Source organism: Marinobacter sp. ES-1 (assembly GCF_000475255.1).
Lineage (GTDB): Bacteria > Pseudomonadota > Gammaproteobacteria > Pseudomonadales > Oleiphilaceae > Marinobacter > Marinobacter vinifirmus.
In genome coordinates this window covers 21294-39484 of sequence record NZ_AXBV01000056.1, presented here as the reverse complement: position 1 = coordinate 39484, position 18191 = coordinate 21294, and the positions used below count along the sequence as shown (strand labels likewise).

Sequence of the window (18191 nt, the reverse complement as noted above, 5' to 3'; positions counted from 1 at the left end):
TCCGTTTTTTGTATCCGGGTTTCACAAAACTGAAATACATGGTCTATAACTTCCTGATAACAAAACGTTAGCGAAACCGCATAACACTGTTTCAGGGGAATGAATGACCATGGCACTGCGCAAGACACGGATATCAGCACTGGCCACCCTGCTGGCCGCCACGACCGCCTCCGGTAACCTTCTGGCTGAAGAACTTCGACTGATCACCTGGGGCGGCTATGCCCCGGATGAGGTGGTGGCCCAGTTCGAAGAAGAGACCGGCATCGATGTGCAAATTACCCTGTCCAACAACGAAGACATGATCTCCAAGCTGCGGGCCACCGGCGGCGCCGGTTTCGACCTGGCCCAGCCCAGCCAGGATCGCATCGTGGGCGTGCAGCGCCAGTTCAACATCTACAAGCCCATCGACTACAGCCGGGTTAATACCGATCAGCTGCAGCCGTCGATGGTCAAGGCCACCCGGGAATCGACAGCCCTGAACGGCCAATCCTTCGGGGTGCCGTCTGTCTGGGGTACCAGTGGTTTGATCGTACACAGCTCGGTGGCAGATACCGTCACCGACTACACCGATCTGTGTGACCCGGCGGTGGCCGGCAAGGTCAGCTACCGGCTCAAGCGCCCGACGCTGATGGGCTTTGCCTTCGCCATGGGCATGGACCCGTTTGCTGCCTATAACGATCGCGATGAGTACCAGTCCATCATGGCGAAAGTGGAAGACAAGCTGATCGACTGCAAGGCCAACGTGAAAACCTACTGGACCGGCGGCGACCAGCTGCTGTCGTTGCTGCGTACCGGTGAAGTGACCGCCGCCATGGCCTGGGATGCCGGTGGCTGGAAGCTGAACGCAGAAAACCCCGAGATCCGCTTTGTGGCACCGGAATCCGGCGCTTTGGGCTGGATTGATACCTTTGCCATTCCCCGCCGCAGCGAGAACGAAGAGGCTGCCTACAAGTGGATCAACTTCGTGATGCAGCCGGAGATTGCGGCGAAAATTACCAATGCGTCCGGAAACTTCACCGCCTCCAAAGGCGCCGACGAGTTTGTGAAAGCCGAGCTGCGGGATGCCTATCGCCTGAGCTTTGATGACGAAGCCATCAACAACATCAAATGGTATCCGCCGGTACCGCCGGGGCTGGAAGCCATGGAAGGCCAGGTGCTGGATCGCGTCCAGGCTGCCAACTGATCCCTATGGCAACAGAGTCTGACCTGTCCTGTAACGGGCTGATCCGCCGCTTTGGCAAAACCTCAGCGGTGGATCACATCTCGCTGGATGTGCCGGCCGGCACCTTCTTCTCCATTCTGGGGCCTTCCGGCTGCGGCAAGACCACCCTGCTGCGGCTGTTGGCGGGCTTCGACAAGCCGGATGAGGGCGATATCTTCATCCGTGGCCAGCGCATGAATGATGTGCCGCCCAACAAGCGCCCGGTGAACATGGTGTTCCAGCACCTGGCGCTGTTCCCCACCATGACCGTCGGCGATAACATCGGCTATGGCCTGAAACGCCGAAAGGTGCCCGTGGCCGAGCGCCGCAAGCGCATTGCCCGGGTGCTGGAGCAGGTGGGCCTGCCCGGGCTGGAGCACCGTAACCCGCAGGAACTCTCCGGCGGCCAGCGCCAGAGGGTGGCTTTGGCCCGTTGCCTGGTGCTGGAGCCCACCCTGCTGTTGCTGGATGAGCCGCTTGGTGCGCTGGACCTGAAGTTACGGGAACAGATGAAGGTGGAGCTGAAGCACCTGCAGAAGCAGTTCGGCACCACCTTTGTTTACATCACCCACGACCAGTCCGAGGCCATGGTGATGTCGGACCAGGTGGCGGTAATGAAAAGCGGCCGCTTTGAACAGGTGGCGCCGCCGGAGGAGCTGTACCGGGAACCCGCCACACCCTTTGTGGCGGGGTTTGTGGGGGATAACAACCGGCTCTCCGGAGAGGTCGTCACCCTGGCGGACAACATGGCCGATATCCGGCTGGATAACGGCGAAGTGGTCCGGGGCCGGCTTGCCGCCAACGGGCTGTCCAGCGGTGACCGGGCCGAGTTGTATGTGCGCCCGGAATCCCTGATGTTCACCGGTGAGGCCCTGAAAGACGGTTTCAGTGCCATGCAGGCGAAGGTACTGACCACCCTGTTTGACGGTGCCAACAGCCGGGTTGAGGCAGAAAACGGCGGCCAGCCGGTGTTTGCCCGCCTGCCGCAGGACGGCACGGCACCGCGCCTGACCACCGGCGCGGAGATCCGCCTGGCCTGGGATCCGAAACTGGCGCGGGTCTACGGAGCCGGTCAGTCGTGAATGCCTCTGCCAGCCGTTTGTCCCTCTGGTTGCTGTTAACGCCGTTTCTGCTCTGGATTGTGTTGCTGGTTCTGGTGCCGCACCTGCAGATGCTGCGGGTGTCGTTCCAGGTGCGGGAAAGCTGGGATACCCTGGCCTGGGGGCTGGAGCAGTATCAGAATTTCTTCAGCGAATCCTATTACTGGCGAACCTTCGTGCGTACCGGGGTGATGTCGCTGTTCACCACCTTCCTGACCCTGCTGATTGCCTTCCCCATTGCCTGGTACATTGCCCGCCTGGCCCGGGGCCGGAGCAAGGGCATCCTGTTCCTGGCTTGCCTGATCCCGTTCTGGGCCAGTGAGTTAGTGCGTACTTACGGCTGGATGATCCTGCTGCGGGAAAGCGGCCTGTTCAGCTCCTGGCTGCAGGCGCTGGGCTGGGTCGACGGCCCGGTGGAGATGCTTTACAACGATGTGGCGGTGATCATCGGCCTGGTCTACAACGGCCTGCTGTTTATGGTGGTGCCCCTGGTCACCACGCTGGATGGTATGGACGAGAACCTGGTGGAAGCCGGTTACGACCTGGGCGGCGGCCACGCTACCGTGCTGCGGGAAGTGGTCATTCCCTGGGCCATGCCGGGCATTGTTTCCGGCTGTATCGTGGTGTTCATGCTCACCCTCGGCAGTTACCTGACACCGATCCTGATGGGTGGCAAGGACAGTGCCTGGTTTACCGAGCAGATTTTCACCCAGTTTATTACCCGGTTTAACTGGGAGCAGGGGGCTGCCCTGGGGGTCTTGCTGCTGGTGCTGTCATCGCTGATGGTGTGGCTGGGCCTGAAACTGACCGGTCAGTCTCTGCGCAAGGTGATGGGGTGATGCCATGATCCGTTCCGTGCCCCGGTCCCGGTTGTTTGATGCCCTCTACCTGGGCTACCTGGTGGCGTTCTTTGTGTACCTGGCCCTGCCGCTGCTGGTAACGGCCGTGTTTGCCTTCAACGACTCACCCTTTCCGTCATTGCCCTGGCAGGGCTTTACCCTGGACTGGTACCTGGCCGATGGCAGTGAGGGGCGTACCGGGCTGTTTCACGATGACAGTCTGCTCGGCGCCCTCTGGGTCAGCACCAAGATCGCGTTCTGGGTCACCCTGGCCAGTGTGGCGCTGGGTTGCGTGAATGCTGTGCTGTTCGAGCGCTTGCAGTTCCGGGGTAAGGAATTCCTGTATCTGTTAATGCTGTTGCCGCTGGTGATTCCCGGGGTCATTCTGGGGGTATCCATCCTGGTGTTCTACAGTGGCACCGCCAATGAGGTGTCGCGGCTTTGGGGTATCGAACTGGATGTGTTTCGGCCCGGTATGCCCCTGGTGGTGATGGGCCAGGTGACCTTTATCACCACACTGGCTACCCTGGTGATCGGCGCCCGGTTGCGCAAGTTTGACCGGCAACTGGAGGAAGCCGCCCTGAACCTGGGGGCAACGCCGCTGGTGGCCTGGTTTACCGTTACCTTGCCCTGGTTGCTGCCGTCCATTCTGGGCGCGGCCGCCATGGCGTTCCTGATGTCCTTCGAAAACTTCAACACTACCGTGATGCTCACCGGCAGCGATACGCCGCTCACCGTGGCGCTGTTCAATCGCCTGCGGGAAGGCTCGACACCGGTTCTCAATGCGGTGGCGCTGTTCCTGATGGTGGTGTCGGCCCTGCTGGCCCTGTTTACCCTGCGACAAAAAGGCTCAGGCTAAGCGGGTCTTTTCTAATTACACCGATACCGGGCTGTGGGGCGAGGTGGCCATACTCGACCACCCGGATCTGGTGCTGCACCTGGCCAGTCGCTCGGCGAAGAGCCTGGTAATTGCCACCATTTGCGGACTGATTGCCGACCGGGCCCTGTACCGGGCTAAACATGCCGGCCGCAACCGGGTGGTTGCGGCCGGTAACTGAAGATCAGTGCCAGATATTGCTGTCGATTTTCTCTTGCAGCTCCGGGTAATCCTTGGATTTGAAGTGAGGCACCAGGCCTTCCTTGCGTTGGGCCAGGTAGTCCTTGGTGAGTTTCACCACGGTGCCGGACAGCAGCACGATGGCAATCAGGTTGATGGTCGCCATCAGTCCCATAGAGGCATCGGCCGCGTTGAACACGGTTACCACGGCCTCGTAACCACCCCAGACCACCATGCCCAGTGCCGCCAGGCGCAGAATAGTCAGGCCCAGTGTATTGCCGCCCTTCAGGTACACCAGCGCGTTCTCGGCGTAGGTGTAGTTGGCCACAATAGAGGTAAAGGCAAAGAACAGGATGGCGATGGCAATGAAGTAACCGCCGAAATCCCCGAGGTGAACTTCCATGGCCTGCTGGGTAAGCTGGGTGCCGGTTACGCCGGAACCCGGCTCCAGAACGCCGGCCAGCAGGATCATTACGGCAGTGGCGGTACACACGATAATGGTGTCGATAAACACGCCGAAGGCCTGTACCAGCCCCTGTGAAGACGGGTGGTGCGGAGCAGGTGTGGCCGTGGCGGCGATATTCGGGGCAGAACCCATGCCTGCCTCGTTGGAGAACAAGCCGCGCTTGATGCCGTTGAGCATGGCCGCGGTGATGGAACCGGCCGCGCCACCGGCGGCTTCTTCAAGGCCGAATGCGCTCTTGACGATCATCGCCAGGATGCCCGGCACTTCGGTGATGTTCATGGCCATCACAATCAGTGCCAACAGCACGTAGGCACCGGCCATGAACGGCACCACAAATTCCGCGAAGCGTACAATCTTGCGCAGGCCGCCGAAAATCACGATGCCGGCAAAGAACGCGATCGCAATACCCACGCCCAGTTTCGGTGTACCGAAGGCACCTTCCATGGCATCTGCAATGGAGTTGGCCTGTACTGCGTTGAATACCAGGCCGAAGGAAATGATCAGGCACACCGCAAAGATGGCGGCGGCCCAGGGCGCTTTCAGGCCCTTGGCAATGTAGACCGCCGGGCCGCCCCGGTACTGGCCTTTGCCGTCACGCACCTTGTACAGTTGCGCCAGGGTGCTTTCGGCATAGCCGGTGGCCATGCCTACCAGCGCCACCATCCACATCCAGAAAATGGCACCGGCGCCACCCAGGTAAAGGGCGACCGCCACGCCGGCCAGGTTACCGGTACCGACCCGCGACGCGAGGCTGGTACACAGGGCCTGGAACGGCGAAATACCGTGTACATCGCTCTCGCGGGAACCGCGGATGGCACGGACCATTTCGCCAAAGTTGATGAACTGCAGAAAACCCAGGCGAATGGTAAAGAAAACACCCACGGCCAGCAGGCCGTATACGAGGACGTAGCCCCAGAGAATCGAATTAAGAAAATCGACAATTGCAGTCATGGAGTGACGCCTTGTGATTTGTGGATGAAAGTTAACGAAGTCGCGGGGAAGTCTAGCACGGTGAAATTACAGGCAGACTGCGGAAATCCGTGATTGCCGGGCTGCTGGGGATGTGCAGCCCGGCCTGAGTGGTGGCCTCAGACCACCAGTACCGGGCACTTGGCCTGGGAGGCCACCCGGTGGGACACACTGCCGAGGAACATGCCGTCTTTGTCGCTGTTGGTGCCCTTGGTGCCAACCACGATCAGGTCTGCTTCCTTTTCCTGGGCAAACTTCACAATCACCTTGGACGGCCGGCCCGCTTTCACGAAACCGCGCACCTTGGTAGCCCCATGCTCCTTGGCAAACTCCTTGGCGTGGTTCACCACCTCCTTGGCGTAGTCCGACAGCACCTTGTCTGGAATGTCCATGTCATCCGGACGGCCAATCGAGAGCGAGGCCTCGAACAGGCTGTGGTGTTTGTAGACACAGATGATGAAAATTTCCGCATCCGGTATCAGTCGCTGCAGCTCGATGGCCTTGTCCAGGGCCTTCAATGAGGTTTTGGAACCGTCTACGGCAGCCAGAATTCGTTTGAACATACCAGTCTCCTGTCAGTGGCCGGTTGCCCGGTTCAGTCTCGGTAAGCCAGGTCCCGCAGGAACAGCGCAATATCCGGGAAGGCAATGATCAGGCCGGCAGCAGCCACCAGCATGAAAATGAAAGGCGGCGTGCCTTTGATCACTTCCAGGTAGGGCCGCTTGAAAATCGCAATGGCGGTGAAAATATCGCAGCCAAACGGTGGTGTGGCAGAGCCGATGGCCACCTGCAGGGTAATCAGTACACCCACCAGCACCGGGTCCAGCCCGGTGGCCTGGATGGCCGGGGCGAAGATCGGCGTGAGTACCAGGATCACCACAATCGGGTCTACAAACATGCAGGCAATGAAGAAGGCCACACAGATGGCAATCAACACACCGACCGGGCCGGCGTCATTCACACCCACTGCTTCAAGAATGCTTTGCGGAATCTGGGCGAAGGAGATAATCCAGGAGAAGCCGTTACCCACGGCCACCAGGATAAACACCACGGCGGTGATCAGGCCGGTGGACTTGGCAATCCGGTAGACATCGGTGAGTTTGAGCGACCGGAAAATCACAAACTCCAGCAGGAAGGCGTAAAGCACGCATACAGCAGCCGCCTCGGTGGGGCTGAAGATACCGCCGTAGATACCGCCCACGATGATCACCGGGAACATCAGCGGCCAGGACGCATCCCGAACCGACAGTGCCCGCTCCTTCCAGGACGCTTTTGGCTCTGTAGGTACCTGGTTCTTGTAGGCGTAGATCAGGCAGTACACCGAGAACATGAACAGGATCAGCAGGCCGGGGCCGATGCCGGCAATAAACAGCTCGGCAATGGAGGTCTCGGAGATAACCCCGTAGATGATCATGCCGATACTGGGCGGGATCAGGAAGGCGATATCACTGGCGTTGATGATCAGCGCCAGGGTGAAGGGATCGGAATAACCGGCTTTCAGCATCTTGGGGCGCAGGGGCGAGCCTACCGCCACTACCGTCGCCTGGGTTGAGCCGGAAACTGCACCGAACAGGGTGCAGGAGGTGGCGGTACTGATCGCCAGGCCACCTTTTACATGGCCGATGAACGACATGACCATGTTGATCAGCCGGTCGGCCGACTGGCCCCGGGTCATGATATCGGCGGCCAGGATAAACATGGGCACCGCGATCAACGACGCCGGCCGGATGCCACCCATCATCTGCTGGACGAATGTGCCCATCTGGCCGAAGCCGTCAAACATCATTACAAAGCCGAACACCGCAGCGGTGATCAGCGGGATCATCATCGGGAAGCCCAGAAGCAGCAGCCCGATCATGATAATCATCATCATAGTTGCCATGGTGTGAATATCCTTAGTGGTTCGGGTTCATGCGCTTCAGACTTCGGTTTCGGTATCGGCGTAGCCATCCACCACACCCGTCGACAGATAAACGTCTTTACTGGTGAGGTTTTTGATGGCGGTCAGGAAATACTGGATGCCGGTAATGGCAAAACCGACCGGTACCCAGACGTAGATCCACCAGATGGGCAGGCCCAGCGCCGGCAGAATGCGACCACGGCCGTACAGGGTTTCGATGTAGCCGTAGGAGTGGTAGCACAGGAAGAACATCACCACGGAGGTGAACAGGGCAATGAAAATCATCAGAGCCTTGCGGCCCTTGGCAGGAAAGGCATCGTAAACGGCAGACATCCGGATGTGGCGGCCATGGCGGGCAGCGTAGCCGATGCCGGCAAAGGTAATCAGGATAATCAGGATCCGGTTGATCTCGCCGGAGAAAAACAGGCCTTCTCCGAACACAAACCGGGCAATCACGTTAACGCAGGTGTTGACCGCCATGAGGATAACGCCGCCGGCCAGCATGACGGCTTCAATCCTGGCAATCCATTCATCAATAGTGCCCAGAAACCCGGGCAAACCGGATGCATAGGCACCGGTATCGTCTTCCACAGCCTCCTGAGGACGCTCAGACATGGATGGGGTACTCCGAAACAGGTCGCTCCCGGCCGGTAAATTCCCCGGCGGGGCGGGGTTGAACCAGGGCCGGACAACAAGGGGTGGCCGTGGCCACCCCCTGAATCCTGCCGGTTAGTCTTCCTGGACTGCCTTGAGGTCGGCCTTGAACTGGTTCAGCAGTTCCTGACCACTCTCACCGGTCATCTCGATGAACTTGTCTTCCACCTGCGGTGCCCGGGCACGGAAGGCTTCGATCTGTTCCTCGTTCAGACGGGTAACGGTAACCTCGTCGCTGGCAGCCTTGATCTTCTCAAGGGCTTCGTCGGCCAGGCCGTCGATATGCACGATGATTTCCTCGAACGCGAAGTCCGCAGCATCCCGCACCAGCTTCTTGTCTTCGTCAGACAGGCCGTTGTAGAAATCCTGATTCGCCATCATGGCGGTGGTGAACCAGCCGTGGCCGGTGAATACCAGGTTCGGAGATACTTCGTACAGTCCGCCGGACTCGATCCAGAAAATCGGGTTTTCCTGGCCCTGGATCATATTGGTCTGCAGGGCACCGTACACTTCACCCCAGGGCAGCGGGGTGGGCGTCGCGCCGAAGGCGGAATAGGTTTCAGACAGAAGCGGGTTGGTCATAACCCGGATCTTCTTGTTCTTGAATTCCTCGGGGGAGGTGACCGGCTCGTCTACAGTCACCACGAATTCACCTTCCGGGTACATCTTCAGCAGTTCCAGGCCCTGCTCGGAGTACAGCTGGGGGAAGTCTTCGTTGATGGCCTCGGACTCACGGAAAAACTCAATCACCGTGTCCATGTCGGTGGGCATCAGGTACGGAATGAAGAAAATCTGGGCTTCGGGAATCAGTGAGCCGGTAAAACCGGGGGACTGGTTCACGAAGTTGAGGATGCCAGCCTGGGTCTGTTCCATGATGTCGTCAGACTCGCCCAGCTCACCGAAACGGAACACCTGCAGGGTGTGGTCGGAGTTCTCTTCGATATATTCCTTGAATTTGTAGGCGTAAACGTCTTGAACATCGCCCTCGTATTCTTCGTGGGCGTAGCGCCAGTTGGCTGCATTTACCGCATTGGCTGCGGTCAGACCGGCAAACGCCAGTGCTGAAATACCCGCCAGTTTCCTGAATTTGCTTGTGCTGTTCATCGCGTTGTCTCCGCTCTTTTTTTCAGTTAATTCCTTGTTACCTTTTTTTAGACTGGCAAAACAAAGCGGTTTTCGCAAGGAAATGACCGAAATCAGGAAACACTGGCGACAGGTTTCGCGGTATCGCAAGTCTATGAATTCAGACTTTATTCGGATTTTTGAGACAGGTTTCGAGGAATCGGTGGAACTCCCGGGCCACCCTGTCGACACTGTTCTCCAGCCGGTGCCCGTCTGGCATTACCAGGGTTTCGAGGCGCTGCTCACGGGCCAACTCCAGAACCGGCATCACAGGTACGACATCATCATCCCAGCCATGAATGATGCGGGTATAACGGGCGCCGATCACCGGGCTCGATTGCGGATATTTCGGCAATGCCAGTGCCGGCGCCAGCAGAAAACAGCCCAGTACCGGGGTGGTGGCGCTGGTTTGTGCGCACACCCAGCCACCCATGCTGGAGCCGGCCAGGATGGTCCGCTCCGGCACCGCGCCGGCACTTTCCATGGCGGCTCGCATCTGCTCCAGCCGGACTGCCGGGTCTTTGCTGCTGCGGTGGTCGATGGCCTCGGCCCGCACGCCATCAAACTGTTCCGCCACCGCTTTCAGGGCCTGGATCTTGGTGCTGCCCGGGCCGCTTTCCAGGCCATGGGACAGAAACACGAAAAACGGTTGTTCGGGCATGTCAGGCTCCCTGCATTCGGTCAGTCGGTTCAGGTCCGGGTTTGGGCCAGGATGTCGAGGGCGTGGCGGCGCCTGGCCGGCTCGTAGATATCAACGGTGAACATCAGCTCCTCCACCTGAATATCCGACAGCAGTTCCTCAAGCTGTTGCTTCAGGTCGTCGGAATTACCAATGACCTGCAAGCCCAGAAAATCCTTAACCCCGGCTTCTTCAGCGGCATTCCACAGGCCATTCATGGACTCCACCGGCGGCTTCATCCACAGCGGCTGGCCACGGAACAGCGACAGAATCCGCTGGTAGCTGGTGGTGCTCAGGAATTTGGCTTCTTCCATGGAGTCTGCGGGTACGGCCGGAATGGCCAGCATGGCGTAGGGCTGCTGCAGCTGCTCGGAAGGCTGGAAATTATCCCGGTACACCCTGAGCGCTTCGCGATACAGGCGAGGTGCAAAGTGGCCGGCAAAGGCGTAGGGCAGCCCGCGCATGGCGGCCAGCTGGGCACTGTACAGGCTGGAGCCCAGCAACCAGATCGGCACATTGGTGCCGGCGCCGGGAATGGCTTTGACCGGCTGGCCCGGCTGCAGCGGCCCGAGCAGGGTTTGCAGGCGGGCGACATCTTCAGGGAACTGCTCCGCGCCCAGACCCTCCCGGCGAAGCGCCCGGGCGGTAATCTGGTCGGTGCCCGGCGCCCGGCCAAGGCCCAGGTCAATGCGGCCCGGGTACAGGCATTCCAGGGTGCCGAACTGTTCGGCAATCACCAGTGGCGGGTGGTTGGGCAGCATCACGCCACCGGAACCGACGCGGATGCTCTCGGTCTTGCCGGCAATGTGGCCCACCAGTACCGAGGTGGCAGAACTGGTGATGCCTTCCATGTTGTGATGCTCGGCCAGCCAGAAACGCTTGAAACCAAGCTTCTCGGCATGCTGGGCATAGGCCACGCTGTTGGCCAGTGTGGTGGAGACGGAATCGCCTTCGCGGACGGAGGCCAGTTCGAGCAGGGAAAAATCGGGTTTAATGGACATGGAGCTCCGGGATTCTGAAGGACTATCGATAGTGATCAATAAACAATGATGGTTCGGGCCGGTTTCTTCAAGGGCTGGCACTGTAGCGGGGCCGGATTTCCCTGCAAGTGCTAAAGTGCATGAACAGTCTGGCGCTCTGGTTCGTATATAACGGCCAGACAACAGGAGGAAAGATCATGCGTAGGGTGCTGATACAGTGTGTGAGTTTGGTTGTGTTTCTGGGCTTTGCCTCTTCGGCGGCTGCCCAGTCTTGCCCGGAATTTCTGGACCACGAGCAGCGCAAGCTGCATTCCCGGGATTCCGTTAATCTGTGCGAGGTGGCGGCGGGCCAGCCCATGCTGGTGGTTAATACCGCCAGCCGTTGCGGATATACCGGACAGTTTGAAGGGCTGGAGGCATTGCACCAGCAATACAAAGACCGGGGCCTGGTGGTGGTCGGTTTTGCCAGTGATGATTTTCGCCAGGAGGCGGACACCGAGGAAGAAGCGGCCAAGGTCTGCTTTGTGAACTTCGGAGTGACCTTCACCATGATTGCGCCCACGCCGGTCACCGGCGAGCAAGCCAACCCGGTGTTCCGGGAAATCAACCGCCAGAGTGAGCAGCCGCGCTGGAACTTCACCAAGTATGTGGTGGACCGCAGCGGGACGGTGGTTGAGCGTTTCCCCAGCAAGGTCCGGCCGGACGATCCGCAGCTGATCGAGGCGATTGAAACGGTGCTGTGAGCCCTGGTTGATATGAGGAGAACACCATGACGGAGCCGACCGGCTACTACGAAGACAACACCACCCTGGCCCAGTACCTGGAGTTCCACTTTGGCGAAAGCTGGCATGGCGAGGCGAACTTCCCGAAAGAGCTGGCGGATGCCGCCATGGAGGCGCTGGACGGCCGGCAAACCTGCCGGGCCCTGGATATTGGTTGCGCAGTAGGGCGAACCACGCTTGAGCTGGCCCGGCATTTTGACCATGTAGACGGCGTGGATTTTTCCCAGACCTTTATCAACAAGTGCCGGGAAGTCATACGCGACGGCGCTGCCCGCTACGCGAGGCCCGAAGAAGGGGAGCTGGTGAGCTATCAGGAGCGCTCGCTGGAAGCCCTCGGGCTGTCAGACGCGGCACGCAGGGTGGCGTTTCACCAGGGTGACGCCTGTGAGTTGGGTGACGATTACCGGGATTACGACCTGGTGCTGGCGGGCAACCTGATTGACCGGTTGTACAAGCCGTCCCTGTTCCTTGAAACCATCCACGAACGCATCAACGACCTGGGCCTGCTGGTGATTGCCTCGCCCTACACCTGGCTGGAGGAGTACACACCGAAGCAGGAATGGCTGGGCGGGTTCCTGAAAGACGGCGAACCCTACAGCACCCTCGATGGCCTGAAAGACAGGCTGTCGCCCCGTTTCCGGCTGCTGACAGAGCCCCGCAGCCTGCCGTTTGTGATCCGGGAGACCCGTAACAAGTTCCAGCACAGCTTCTCGGAACTCACCATCTGGGAAAAAATGCCCGCTTAACAGCGATTGTCACGAAAAGGTCATATGGGGCGGTTATTCTGAACACTCATCAGGACAATGCATTGTGTTGGTGCATCGTGTGATTACTTCAGCCGGGGTTCTTCCCCGGTTTTTTTATGCCTGAAAAAGACCGGGCAGGTCAGGCCTTCGGCAGGTACTGGCGTTCGGGCCGGCCAACGGAACCGTAGGCTACTTCGGCGCTGAGTTCGCCAGTGCCCACCAGGTATTCCAGGTAACGGCGTGCCGTGGTTCGGGACGCGCCCATCTCGGTGCCCATGTCTTCCGCATTCCAGCGGCTGCGTTGTGGCAGAAGGTCACGAACCTTGTCCAGGGTCAGGCCGTCTATGCCTTTGGGTAGTCGTTGGCGGCCGGTGTTTGCGGGCGCGGAGGTGGCCCTGGGCAGCAGGGCATCGACTTCGCTCTGGCCCAGTTGCTCAAGGGCAGACAGCTTGTCGAGGTGGCTCCGGTAGCGTTCGATGGCCTCGTGCAGGCGTTCGAACACCAGGGGTTTGAGGATGTAATCGAACACGCCACCGCGTAAAGCATCGCGCAGGGTGTCCACTTCCTTGGCGGCGGTGATCAGGATAACGTCGCTGCGACTGTTGGCCGCCCGGAGTTCCCGCAGCAGGTCCAGCCCGTTGCCATCGGGAAAGTAGACATCCAGCAGAATCAGGTCCGGCTCCAGGACGTCAGCCTGATCCCGGGCATCGGCCAGGGTGTGGGCGATGCCGCAGAGTTCCACCATCTCCATCCGCTCGATAAAACGGCGCTGGATCTCTGCAATCTTGCGGTCGTCTTCAACGATCAGAAGCCTGACAGGCATCACAGGCTTTCTCCTTCTTCCTGATACTTTGGCAAATAAAGCGTAAACCGGCTGCCGCCGGCGGGCAGGTTTTCAATGGTGACCGAGCCGCCCCAGCGATTCAGGAACTGCTGTACCAGGTACAGCCCGATGCCATGGTCTTCGCCCTTGCCGCTGACGCCGCGCTCGAAAATGGTTTGCTGGACGGCATCGGGTACGCCGGGACCCTGGTCCTCGATCTCGAAGATCAGCTCATCGCCAAGGTCTGTCATCGACAGGCGTACCCGGCCATTCTCGCCGGTATGTTGGCGGGTTGCTTCAAGGGCATTGTCGATCAGGTTGCCGAGCACGCTGACCAGCTGTTCCCGGGGCAGGTTGGCTGGAATATCTTCCATGGCGCTGTCCGGATCTATGTCCAGGTTCAGCCCCATTTCCCTCGCCCGGTTGTACTTGCCCAGCAGGCAGCCGGCAATGACTGGGTCGGGTACGGCTTCCAGCAGCAGTTTCAGCAAGGACTGGTGGTCGCTGACTTCGCTTCCGATCAACGTGAGGGCTTCGTCGGTCGCACCGATCTGGATCAGGCCGGCAATGGTGTGCAGCTTGTTGGAGTATTCGTGGGTCTGGCTGCGCAGCGTGTCGGCGTACTGCTGGATGCGGGTAAGCTGCTGGCTGACATGGTGCAGCTCGTCACTGGGCCGGAAGCTGGTTACCACGCCGATCACTTCGTTGTTCTGGCGCACCGGCAGGCGGTTCACCACCATTTTCCGGCCCCGTAGCCAGACTTCCCGGTCAAAGTCTGGCTTCCGGGTTTCCAGCACAGACAGCAGGGTACTTTCCGGCAGAATTTCAAGGATGGGGCGGCCGGCGAGTTCGGTCTCTCCAGGCAAGTCCAGATTGGCACAGGCGGCCCGGTTAGCCATGGTGATTACGCCGTCCCGATTGACGGCAATGATGCCTTCACGCACGGATTGGAGGGTGGCTTCCTGCTCTCGGAACCGGCGGGCAATTTCTTCCGGCTCAAGTCCGAAAATGGCCTTCTTGAACCGGTTGGAGATAACGATCGCGGAGATCACCGTCGCCAGGATCATCAGCCCGATCACTCCATAAAACACCAGGTTGTAGCGCTGGATGGTGGCGTCGACCTGCTCAAGGCTGTAACCCACCGAGACAATGCCGATAATGCGGCCGGTTTCCGGGTCGATCACCGGGGCCTTGGCCCGCATGGATTCGCCCAGGCTACCCCTGGCGCGGGCCACGTAGGATTCGCCATCTTCCAGGGCGCGCCGGCCATAGTCTCCATCGTCATCGGCCATCGAGCGGCCGAGTCGTGTGGGGTCCGGGTGAGCCAGGCGTAACGCCTGCTTGTCTCCGATCACAACAAACAGTGCCTGGTTGGTGGCGGTCAGGCGCGAGGCGGTACGGTTCAGGGCAGGAATGTCCCGGCGGTTGATGCCGGCGATGACCGAGGGGGCAGCGGCAACGGTTCTCGCTACCATCAGCGCACGTTGCTCGGTCTCCTCATACAGGGACTGGCTAAGGTAATAGCCGGCGATGCCGCCCACCAGCAGGGTCTGGATGATGCCAGCCAGCCCCAGAGTGAGGATCATCCGGGTTTTCAGTCGGGTTTTGCGCATGCTGGGTCTGAATCGGGTTCTTTTCGTTATGGTATCCAGAGTAATGCATCAGGGCCGGATACACCCGTGCCCTTTATGAACAAAATGGTTTTTTTACTTTTTAAAGGCTTTACGCACACAAACTTCAAGACCGCCCTGCTCAACTTTTAACCTGCCTCAAGCTGCTCCCGGTTGCCACCTGTGCCGATATCTGTCTGCACAAGTGCCTCGGTAGCCTGCACAAAAACAAACTCACGAGGCAACAACCATGTTGATCAAACGAACTCTGTCTTTTGTAGCCGCTGCGGCTGTCTCTTTCTCGGCCATGGCCTGGCAACCCTCCGGCAAAGTCGAATGCCTGGCGCCTGCCGACCCGGGCGGTGGCTGGGATTTCACCTGTCGCAGTGTAGGTAATGTGATGCAGGAACTCGATCTGGTCAGTGGCAGTGTGCAGACCGTGAACATGGCCGGTGCCGGCGGAGGTGTTGCCTATGCCCACACGGTCAGCAAGCGGGCGGAAGACAGCAAGCTGCTGGTGGCCGCATCCACCGCAACAACAACCCGCCTGGCACAGAAACAGTTCCCGGGTATGACCGCTGACATGGTGACCTGGATCGGCGCCCTGGGTGCCGATTACGGCATCATTGCTGTGGGTAAGGATTCCCGCTACCAGAACCTGAACGAGCTGCTGGCGGCGGTTAAGGAGAATCCGAAGTCGGTGAAGTTTGCCGGCGGCAGTGCCCGGGGTGGCTGGGATCACCTGAAGGTTCTGATTGCTGCCAAGGCTGCCGGTGCGGAGAAGCTGCCGTCTGTGCCCTATCTGTCATACAACAATGGCGGTGAAGCCATGAGCCAGGTTGTGGGCGGGCAGGTTGATGCCTTCACCGGTGATCTGTCCGAAGCCACCGGGTTCATGAAGTCCGGTGATTTGCGGGTGCTGGCAGTGCTGGCCGAAGAGCGTCTGCCCGGTGAGTTTGCTGATCTCCCGACTGCGAAAGAGCAGGGGATTGATGCGGTGGGTCCGAACTGGCGCGGTTTCTATATGCCCAAAGGCGCCGAGGAAGGTGCCCGGGAATACTGGGTCGATGCGCTGAACACCCTGTATGCCAGTGATCAGTGGAAGAAGGTGATGAAGAACAACGGCCTGATTCCTTTCCACCCGCCGGCGGGCGAGTTTGAGGCCTTTGTTCAGGCCCAGGTAAAGGACATTGAAACCCTCTCACGTGAAATCGGGTTGCTGAAATGACGGGCCTTGGTGATCGTATTCTCGGCCTGGGCCTGCTGGTACTTGCCGTTGCCTATGGCTGGGTTGCCCAGCAGTGGCCCGAGCCTTTCGGTGGCGCGGAAACGGTAGGCCCCGAAACTTTTCCGACCATTCTCTCGGTGGTGCTGGTCGTTGGCAGCCTGTACCTGATGGTAAAGCCGGACCCGGATGCCCAATGGCCGGTTGGCAAGTCGGCACTGGAACTGGTGGTGTCGCTGGTGGTGTTGGTGGCCTACGCATTGTTACTGGAACCCCTGGGCTTTGTCATCGCGACTACCATGGCGGTGGGCACACTGAGCTGGCGGATGGGGGCAAATCCGAAGCCGGCGTTTATGACCGGTCTGTTGAGCGCCATCGTGGTGTTTGTTCTGTTTAACTACGGCCTGTCTCTGAGCTTGCCGGCCGGCTTGCTGGAGGTGCAGTGATGGAAACGATTGGTTATCTGATGGAGGGGTTTGCGGTTGCGCTGACCCTCAATAACCTGATGTATGCGCTGTTCGGCGCTTTTGTCGGCACCCTGATTGGTTGCTTGCCCGGACTGGGCCCGGCAAACGGTGTTGCAATCCTGATTCCCCTGGCGTTTACCCTGGGGCTGCCGCCGGAAACCGCGATGATCCTGCTCACCTCGGTGTACGCCGGGGCGATGTATGGCGGGCGGATTTCCTCCATCCTGCTGAACATTCCGGGTGATGAGCCTGCCATGATGACTTGCCTGGACGGCTATCCCATGGCCCGGAACGGGCGTGCTGCAGACGCATTGGCTATCTCGGCGGTGGCGTCTTTCGCCGGTGGCCTGATCGGTACCATTGGTTTGATCATGCTGGCACCGGTGCTGGCCCGTTTTGCGCTGAGTTTCGGCCCGGCTGAATACTTCGCCCTGTTCCTGCTGGCGTTTGCCACCCTGGGCGGCATTACCGGCAAGAACCCGATGAAAACGGTGATCGCTGCTGCGCTCGGTATCATGATCTCTACCGTCGGTATCGATATCTCGACCGGCACCCAGCGTTACACCTTCGGTGTGCTGGAGCTGTATGAAGGTATTGATTTTATCCTGGCGATTGTCGGCTTATTTGCGATTTCGGAGTTGTTGTTCTTCGTAGAGCATCGCATGGGCAGTGGGCGCGACAAGATGTCTGTGGGTAAGCTGAGCCTGAGCTTCAAGGAAATCGTCAGTACCATTCCTACCCAGATCCGGGGTGGTGTACTGGGCTTTATCTCCGGTGTTCTGCCTGGTGCCGGTGCGTCTCTGGGGAGCTTTATCAGCTATACCCTGGAAAAGCAGGTGATCGGCAAGAAGGGCAAGTTTGGCGAGGGCGATATCCGGGGTGTGGTTGCTCCGGAGGCGGGTAACAACGGGGCGTCTTCCGGCGCGCTGGTGCCCATGCTGACCCTGGGTGTGCCGGGTAGTGGGACCACTGCGGTGCTGCTGGCCATGCTGATCTCCCTCAACATTACGCCGGGGCCGCTGATGTTCACCCAGAATGCCGACATTGTCTGGGGCGTGATTGCGGCACTGCTGATTGGCAACCTGCTGTTGCTGGTGCTGAACATTCCGCTGGTAGGCTTCTTTGTGAAGCTGCTGTCGGTACCGCCCATGTACCTGTTGCCGATCGTGACCATGGTGGCTTTTGTCGGTATCTACTCGATCAGCCACAGTGCGTTTGACCTGTACTTCATGGTGGCCTTCGGTGTAGCCGGTTACTTCCTGCGCAAGCTGGAAATACCGCTGGTGCCGATCATCCTGGGCCTGTTGCTGGGGCCGGAGATGGAGAAGAACCTGGCCCACGCCATGGTGTTGTCAGACGGTGAGTGGAGCATTCTGTGGGGCAGCCCGCTGGCAATGGGGCTGTGGATTTTTGCCGGCCTTGGCCTGGCGCTGCCGTACCTGGTGGGCCCGATTCTGCGCCGCCGTATGCGTGCGGCGATCAAGGAAACGCCCGTCAGCGACTGAGTGGTTCCGCTTTCCTCCGATGTTGTCAGTCTTTGCACCGGGCTTGCCCCGGTGCTTTTTTCTTTC

19 protein-coding genes are annotated in these 18191 nt (G+C 59.6%); 10 read left to right on the top strand and 9 right to left on the bottom strand.

What is annotated here, in order from left to right:
* Nucleotides 1-109 precede the first annotated feature (109 nt).
* From Q668_RS10755 to Q668_RS17210, 5 genes are read left to right on the top strand one after another with little or no spacing between them, the layout of a single operon-like run.
* Nucleotides 110-1183 (top strand): extracellular solute-binding protein, encoded by a 1074-nt coding sequence (locus Q668_RS10755; RefSeq protein ID WP_036219760.1) that lies wholly within the window; start codon nucleotides 110-112, stop codon nucleotides 1181-1183.
* Between the two features lie 5 nt (nucleotides 1184-1188).
* Nucleotides 1189-2283: an ABC transporter ATP-binding protein gene (locus tag Q668_RS10750; protein ID WP_022989610.1), complete on the top strand. Its 1095-nt coding sequence runs from the start codon at nucleotides 1189-1191 to the stop codon at nucleotides 2281-2283.
* Complete coding sequence (locus tag Q668_RS10745) at nucleotides 2280-3140, top strand: ABC transporter permease (RefSeq protein WP_022989609.1); 861 nt, start codon at nucleotides 2280-2282, stop codon at nucleotides 3138-3140. Before Q668_RS10750 ends, Q668_RS10745 begins: the two co-directional genes overlap by 4 nt.
* A 4-nt stretch (nucleotides 3141-3144) precedes the next feature.
* Nucleotides 3145-3999, top strand: a complete 855-nt coding sequence (locus Q668_RS10740; protein ID WP_022989608.1) for an ABC transporter permease — start codon at nucleotides 3145-3147, stop codon at nucleotides 3997-3999.
* A 43-nt stretch (nucleotides 4000-4042) separates the two neighbouring features.
* Complete coding sequence (locus tag Q668_RS17210) at nucleotides 4043-4198, top strand: hypothetical protein (protein ID WP_022989607.1); 156 nt, start codon at nucleotides 4043-4045, stop codon at nucleotides 4196-4198.
* A 3-nt stretch (nucleotides 4199-4201) separates the two neighbouring features.
* Here Q668_RS17210 and Q668_RS10735 read toward each other — a convergent pair whose 3' ends face one another.
* The 7 genes from Q668_RS10735 to Q668_RS17090 form a co-directional block, all read right to left on the bottom strand.
* The gene (locus Q668_RS10735) at nucleotides 4202-5614 is read right to left on the bottom strand and encodes an alanine/glycine:cation symporter family protein (protein WP_022989606.1); all 1413 of its coding nucleotides are present in this window, start codon (nucleotides 5612-5614) and stop codon (nucleotides 4202-4204) included.
* A gap of 137 nt (nucleotides 5615-5751) precedes the next feature.
* On the bottom strand, nucleotides 5752-6195 hold the full coding sequence (locus Q668_RS10730) for a universal stress protein (protein WP_022989605.1): 444 nt from the start codon (nucleotides 6193-6195) through the stop codon (nucleotides 5752-5754).
* 32 nt (nucleotides 6196-6227) lie between these two features.
* On the bottom strand, nucleotides 6228-7514 hold the full coding sequence (locus tag Q668_RS10725) for a TRAP transporter large permease (RefSeq protein ID WP_022989604.1): 1287 nt from the start codon (nucleotides 7512-7514) through the stop codon (nucleotides 6228-6230).
* 36 nt (nucleotides 7515-7550) lie between these two features.
* Nucleotides 7551-8147 carry a TRAP transporter small permease gene (locus tag Q668_RS10720; protein WP_036219755.1) on the bottom strand — a complete coding sequence of 199 codons (597 nt, stop codon included), beginning with the start codon at nucleotides 8145-8147 and terminating at the stop codon, nucleotides 7551-7553.
* Between the two features lie 114 nt (nucleotides 8148-8261).
* The gene (gene dctP / locus Q668_RS10715) at nucleotides 8262-9290 is read right to left on the bottom strand and encodes a TRAP transporter substrate-binding protein DctP (protein ID WP_022989602.1); all 1029 of its coding nucleotides are present in this window, start codon (nucleotides 9288-9290) and stop codon (nucleotides 8262-8264) included.
* A gap of 139 nt (nucleotides 9291-9429) precedes the next feature.
* Complete coding sequence (locus tag Q668_RS17095; RefSeq protein WP_022989601.1) at nucleotides 9430-9969, bottom strand: YqiA/YcfP family alpha/beta fold hydrolase; 540 nt, start codon at nucleotides 9967-9969, stop codon at nucleotides 9430-9432.
* A 29-nt stretch (nucleotides 9970-9998) separates the two neighbouring features.
* Nucleotides 9999-10988 (bottom strand): LLM class flavin-dependent oxidoreductase, encoded by a 990-nt coding sequence (locus Q668_RS17090; RefSeq protein ID WP_022989600.1) that lies wholly within the window; start codon nucleotides 10986-10988, stop codon nucleotides 9999-10001.
* A gap of 176 nt (nucleotides 10989-11164) precedes the next feature.
* Here Q668_RS17090 and Q668_RS10700 point away from each other — a divergent pair, with 176 nt between their 5' ends.
* Both Q668_RS10700 and Q668_RS10695 read left to right on the top strand, forming a co-directional pair.
* Nucleotides 11165-11710, top strand: coding sequence for a glutathione peroxidase (locus Q668_RS10700; protein WP_022989599.1), 546 nt, complete (start codon nucleotides 11165-11167; stop codon nucleotides 11708-11710).
* A gap of 26 nt (nucleotides 11711-11736) precedes the next feature.
* Nucleotides 11737-12495 (top strand): putative 4-mercaptohistidine N1-methyltransferase, encoded by a 759-nt coding sequence (locus Q668_RS10695; RefSeq protein ID WP_022989598.1) that lies wholly within the window; start codon nucleotides 11737-11739, stop codon nucleotides 12493-12495.
* Nucleotides 12496-12634: 139 nt separating this feature from the next.
* Here the strand turns inward: Q668_RS10695 and Q668_RS10690 are convergent, their stop codons facing one another.
* Both Q668_RS10690 and Q668_RS10685 read right to left on the bottom strand, forming a co-directional pair.
* Complete coding sequence (locus Q668_RS10690; RefSeq protein ID WP_152521779.1) at nucleotides 12635-13321, bottom strand: response regulator; 687 nt, start codon at nucleotides 13319-13321, stop codon at nucleotides 12635-12637.
* Nucleotides 13318-14931, bottom strand: coding sequence for a sensor histidine kinase (locus tag Q668_RS10685; RefSeq protein WP_022989596.1), 1614 nt, complete (start codon nucleotides 14929-14931; stop codon nucleotides 13318-13320). Before Q668_RS10685 ends, Q668_RS10690 begins: the two co-directional genes overlap by 4 nt.
* 247 nt (nucleotides 14932-15178) lie before the next feature.
* On the opposite strand from Q668_RS10685, the gene Q668_RS10680 reads away from it, so the two are divergent.
* Genes Q668_RS10680 through Q668_RS10670 form a run of 3 tightly spaced genes read left to right on the top strand, consistent with a single transcriptional unit; the run spans nucleotide 15179 to nucleotide 18125 of the window.
* The gene (locus Q668_RS10680) at nucleotides 15179-16156 is read left to right on the top strand and encodes a Bug family tripartite tricarboxylate transporter substrate binding protein (RefSeq protein WP_022989595.1); all 978 of its coding nucleotides are present in this window, start codon (nucleotides 15179-15181) and stop codon (nucleotides 16154-16156) included.
* Complete coding sequence (locus tag Q668_RS10675; protein WP_022989594.1) at nucleotides 16153-16599, top strand: tripartite tricarboxylate transporter TctB family protein; 447 nt, start codon at nucleotides 16153-16155, stop codon at nucleotides 16597-16599. The genes Q668_RS10680 and Q668_RS10675 overlap by 4 nt, the downstream gene beginning before the upstream one ends.
* Complete coding sequence (locus Q668_RS10670) at nucleotides 16599-18125, top strand: tripartite tricarboxylate transporter permease (RefSeq protein WP_022989593.1); 1527 nt, start codon at nucleotides 16599-16601, stop codon at nucleotides 18123-18125. The genes Q668_RS10675 and Q668_RS10670 overlap by 1 nt, the downstream gene beginning before the upstream one ends.
* Nucleotides 18126-18191 lie beyond the last annotated feature (66 nt).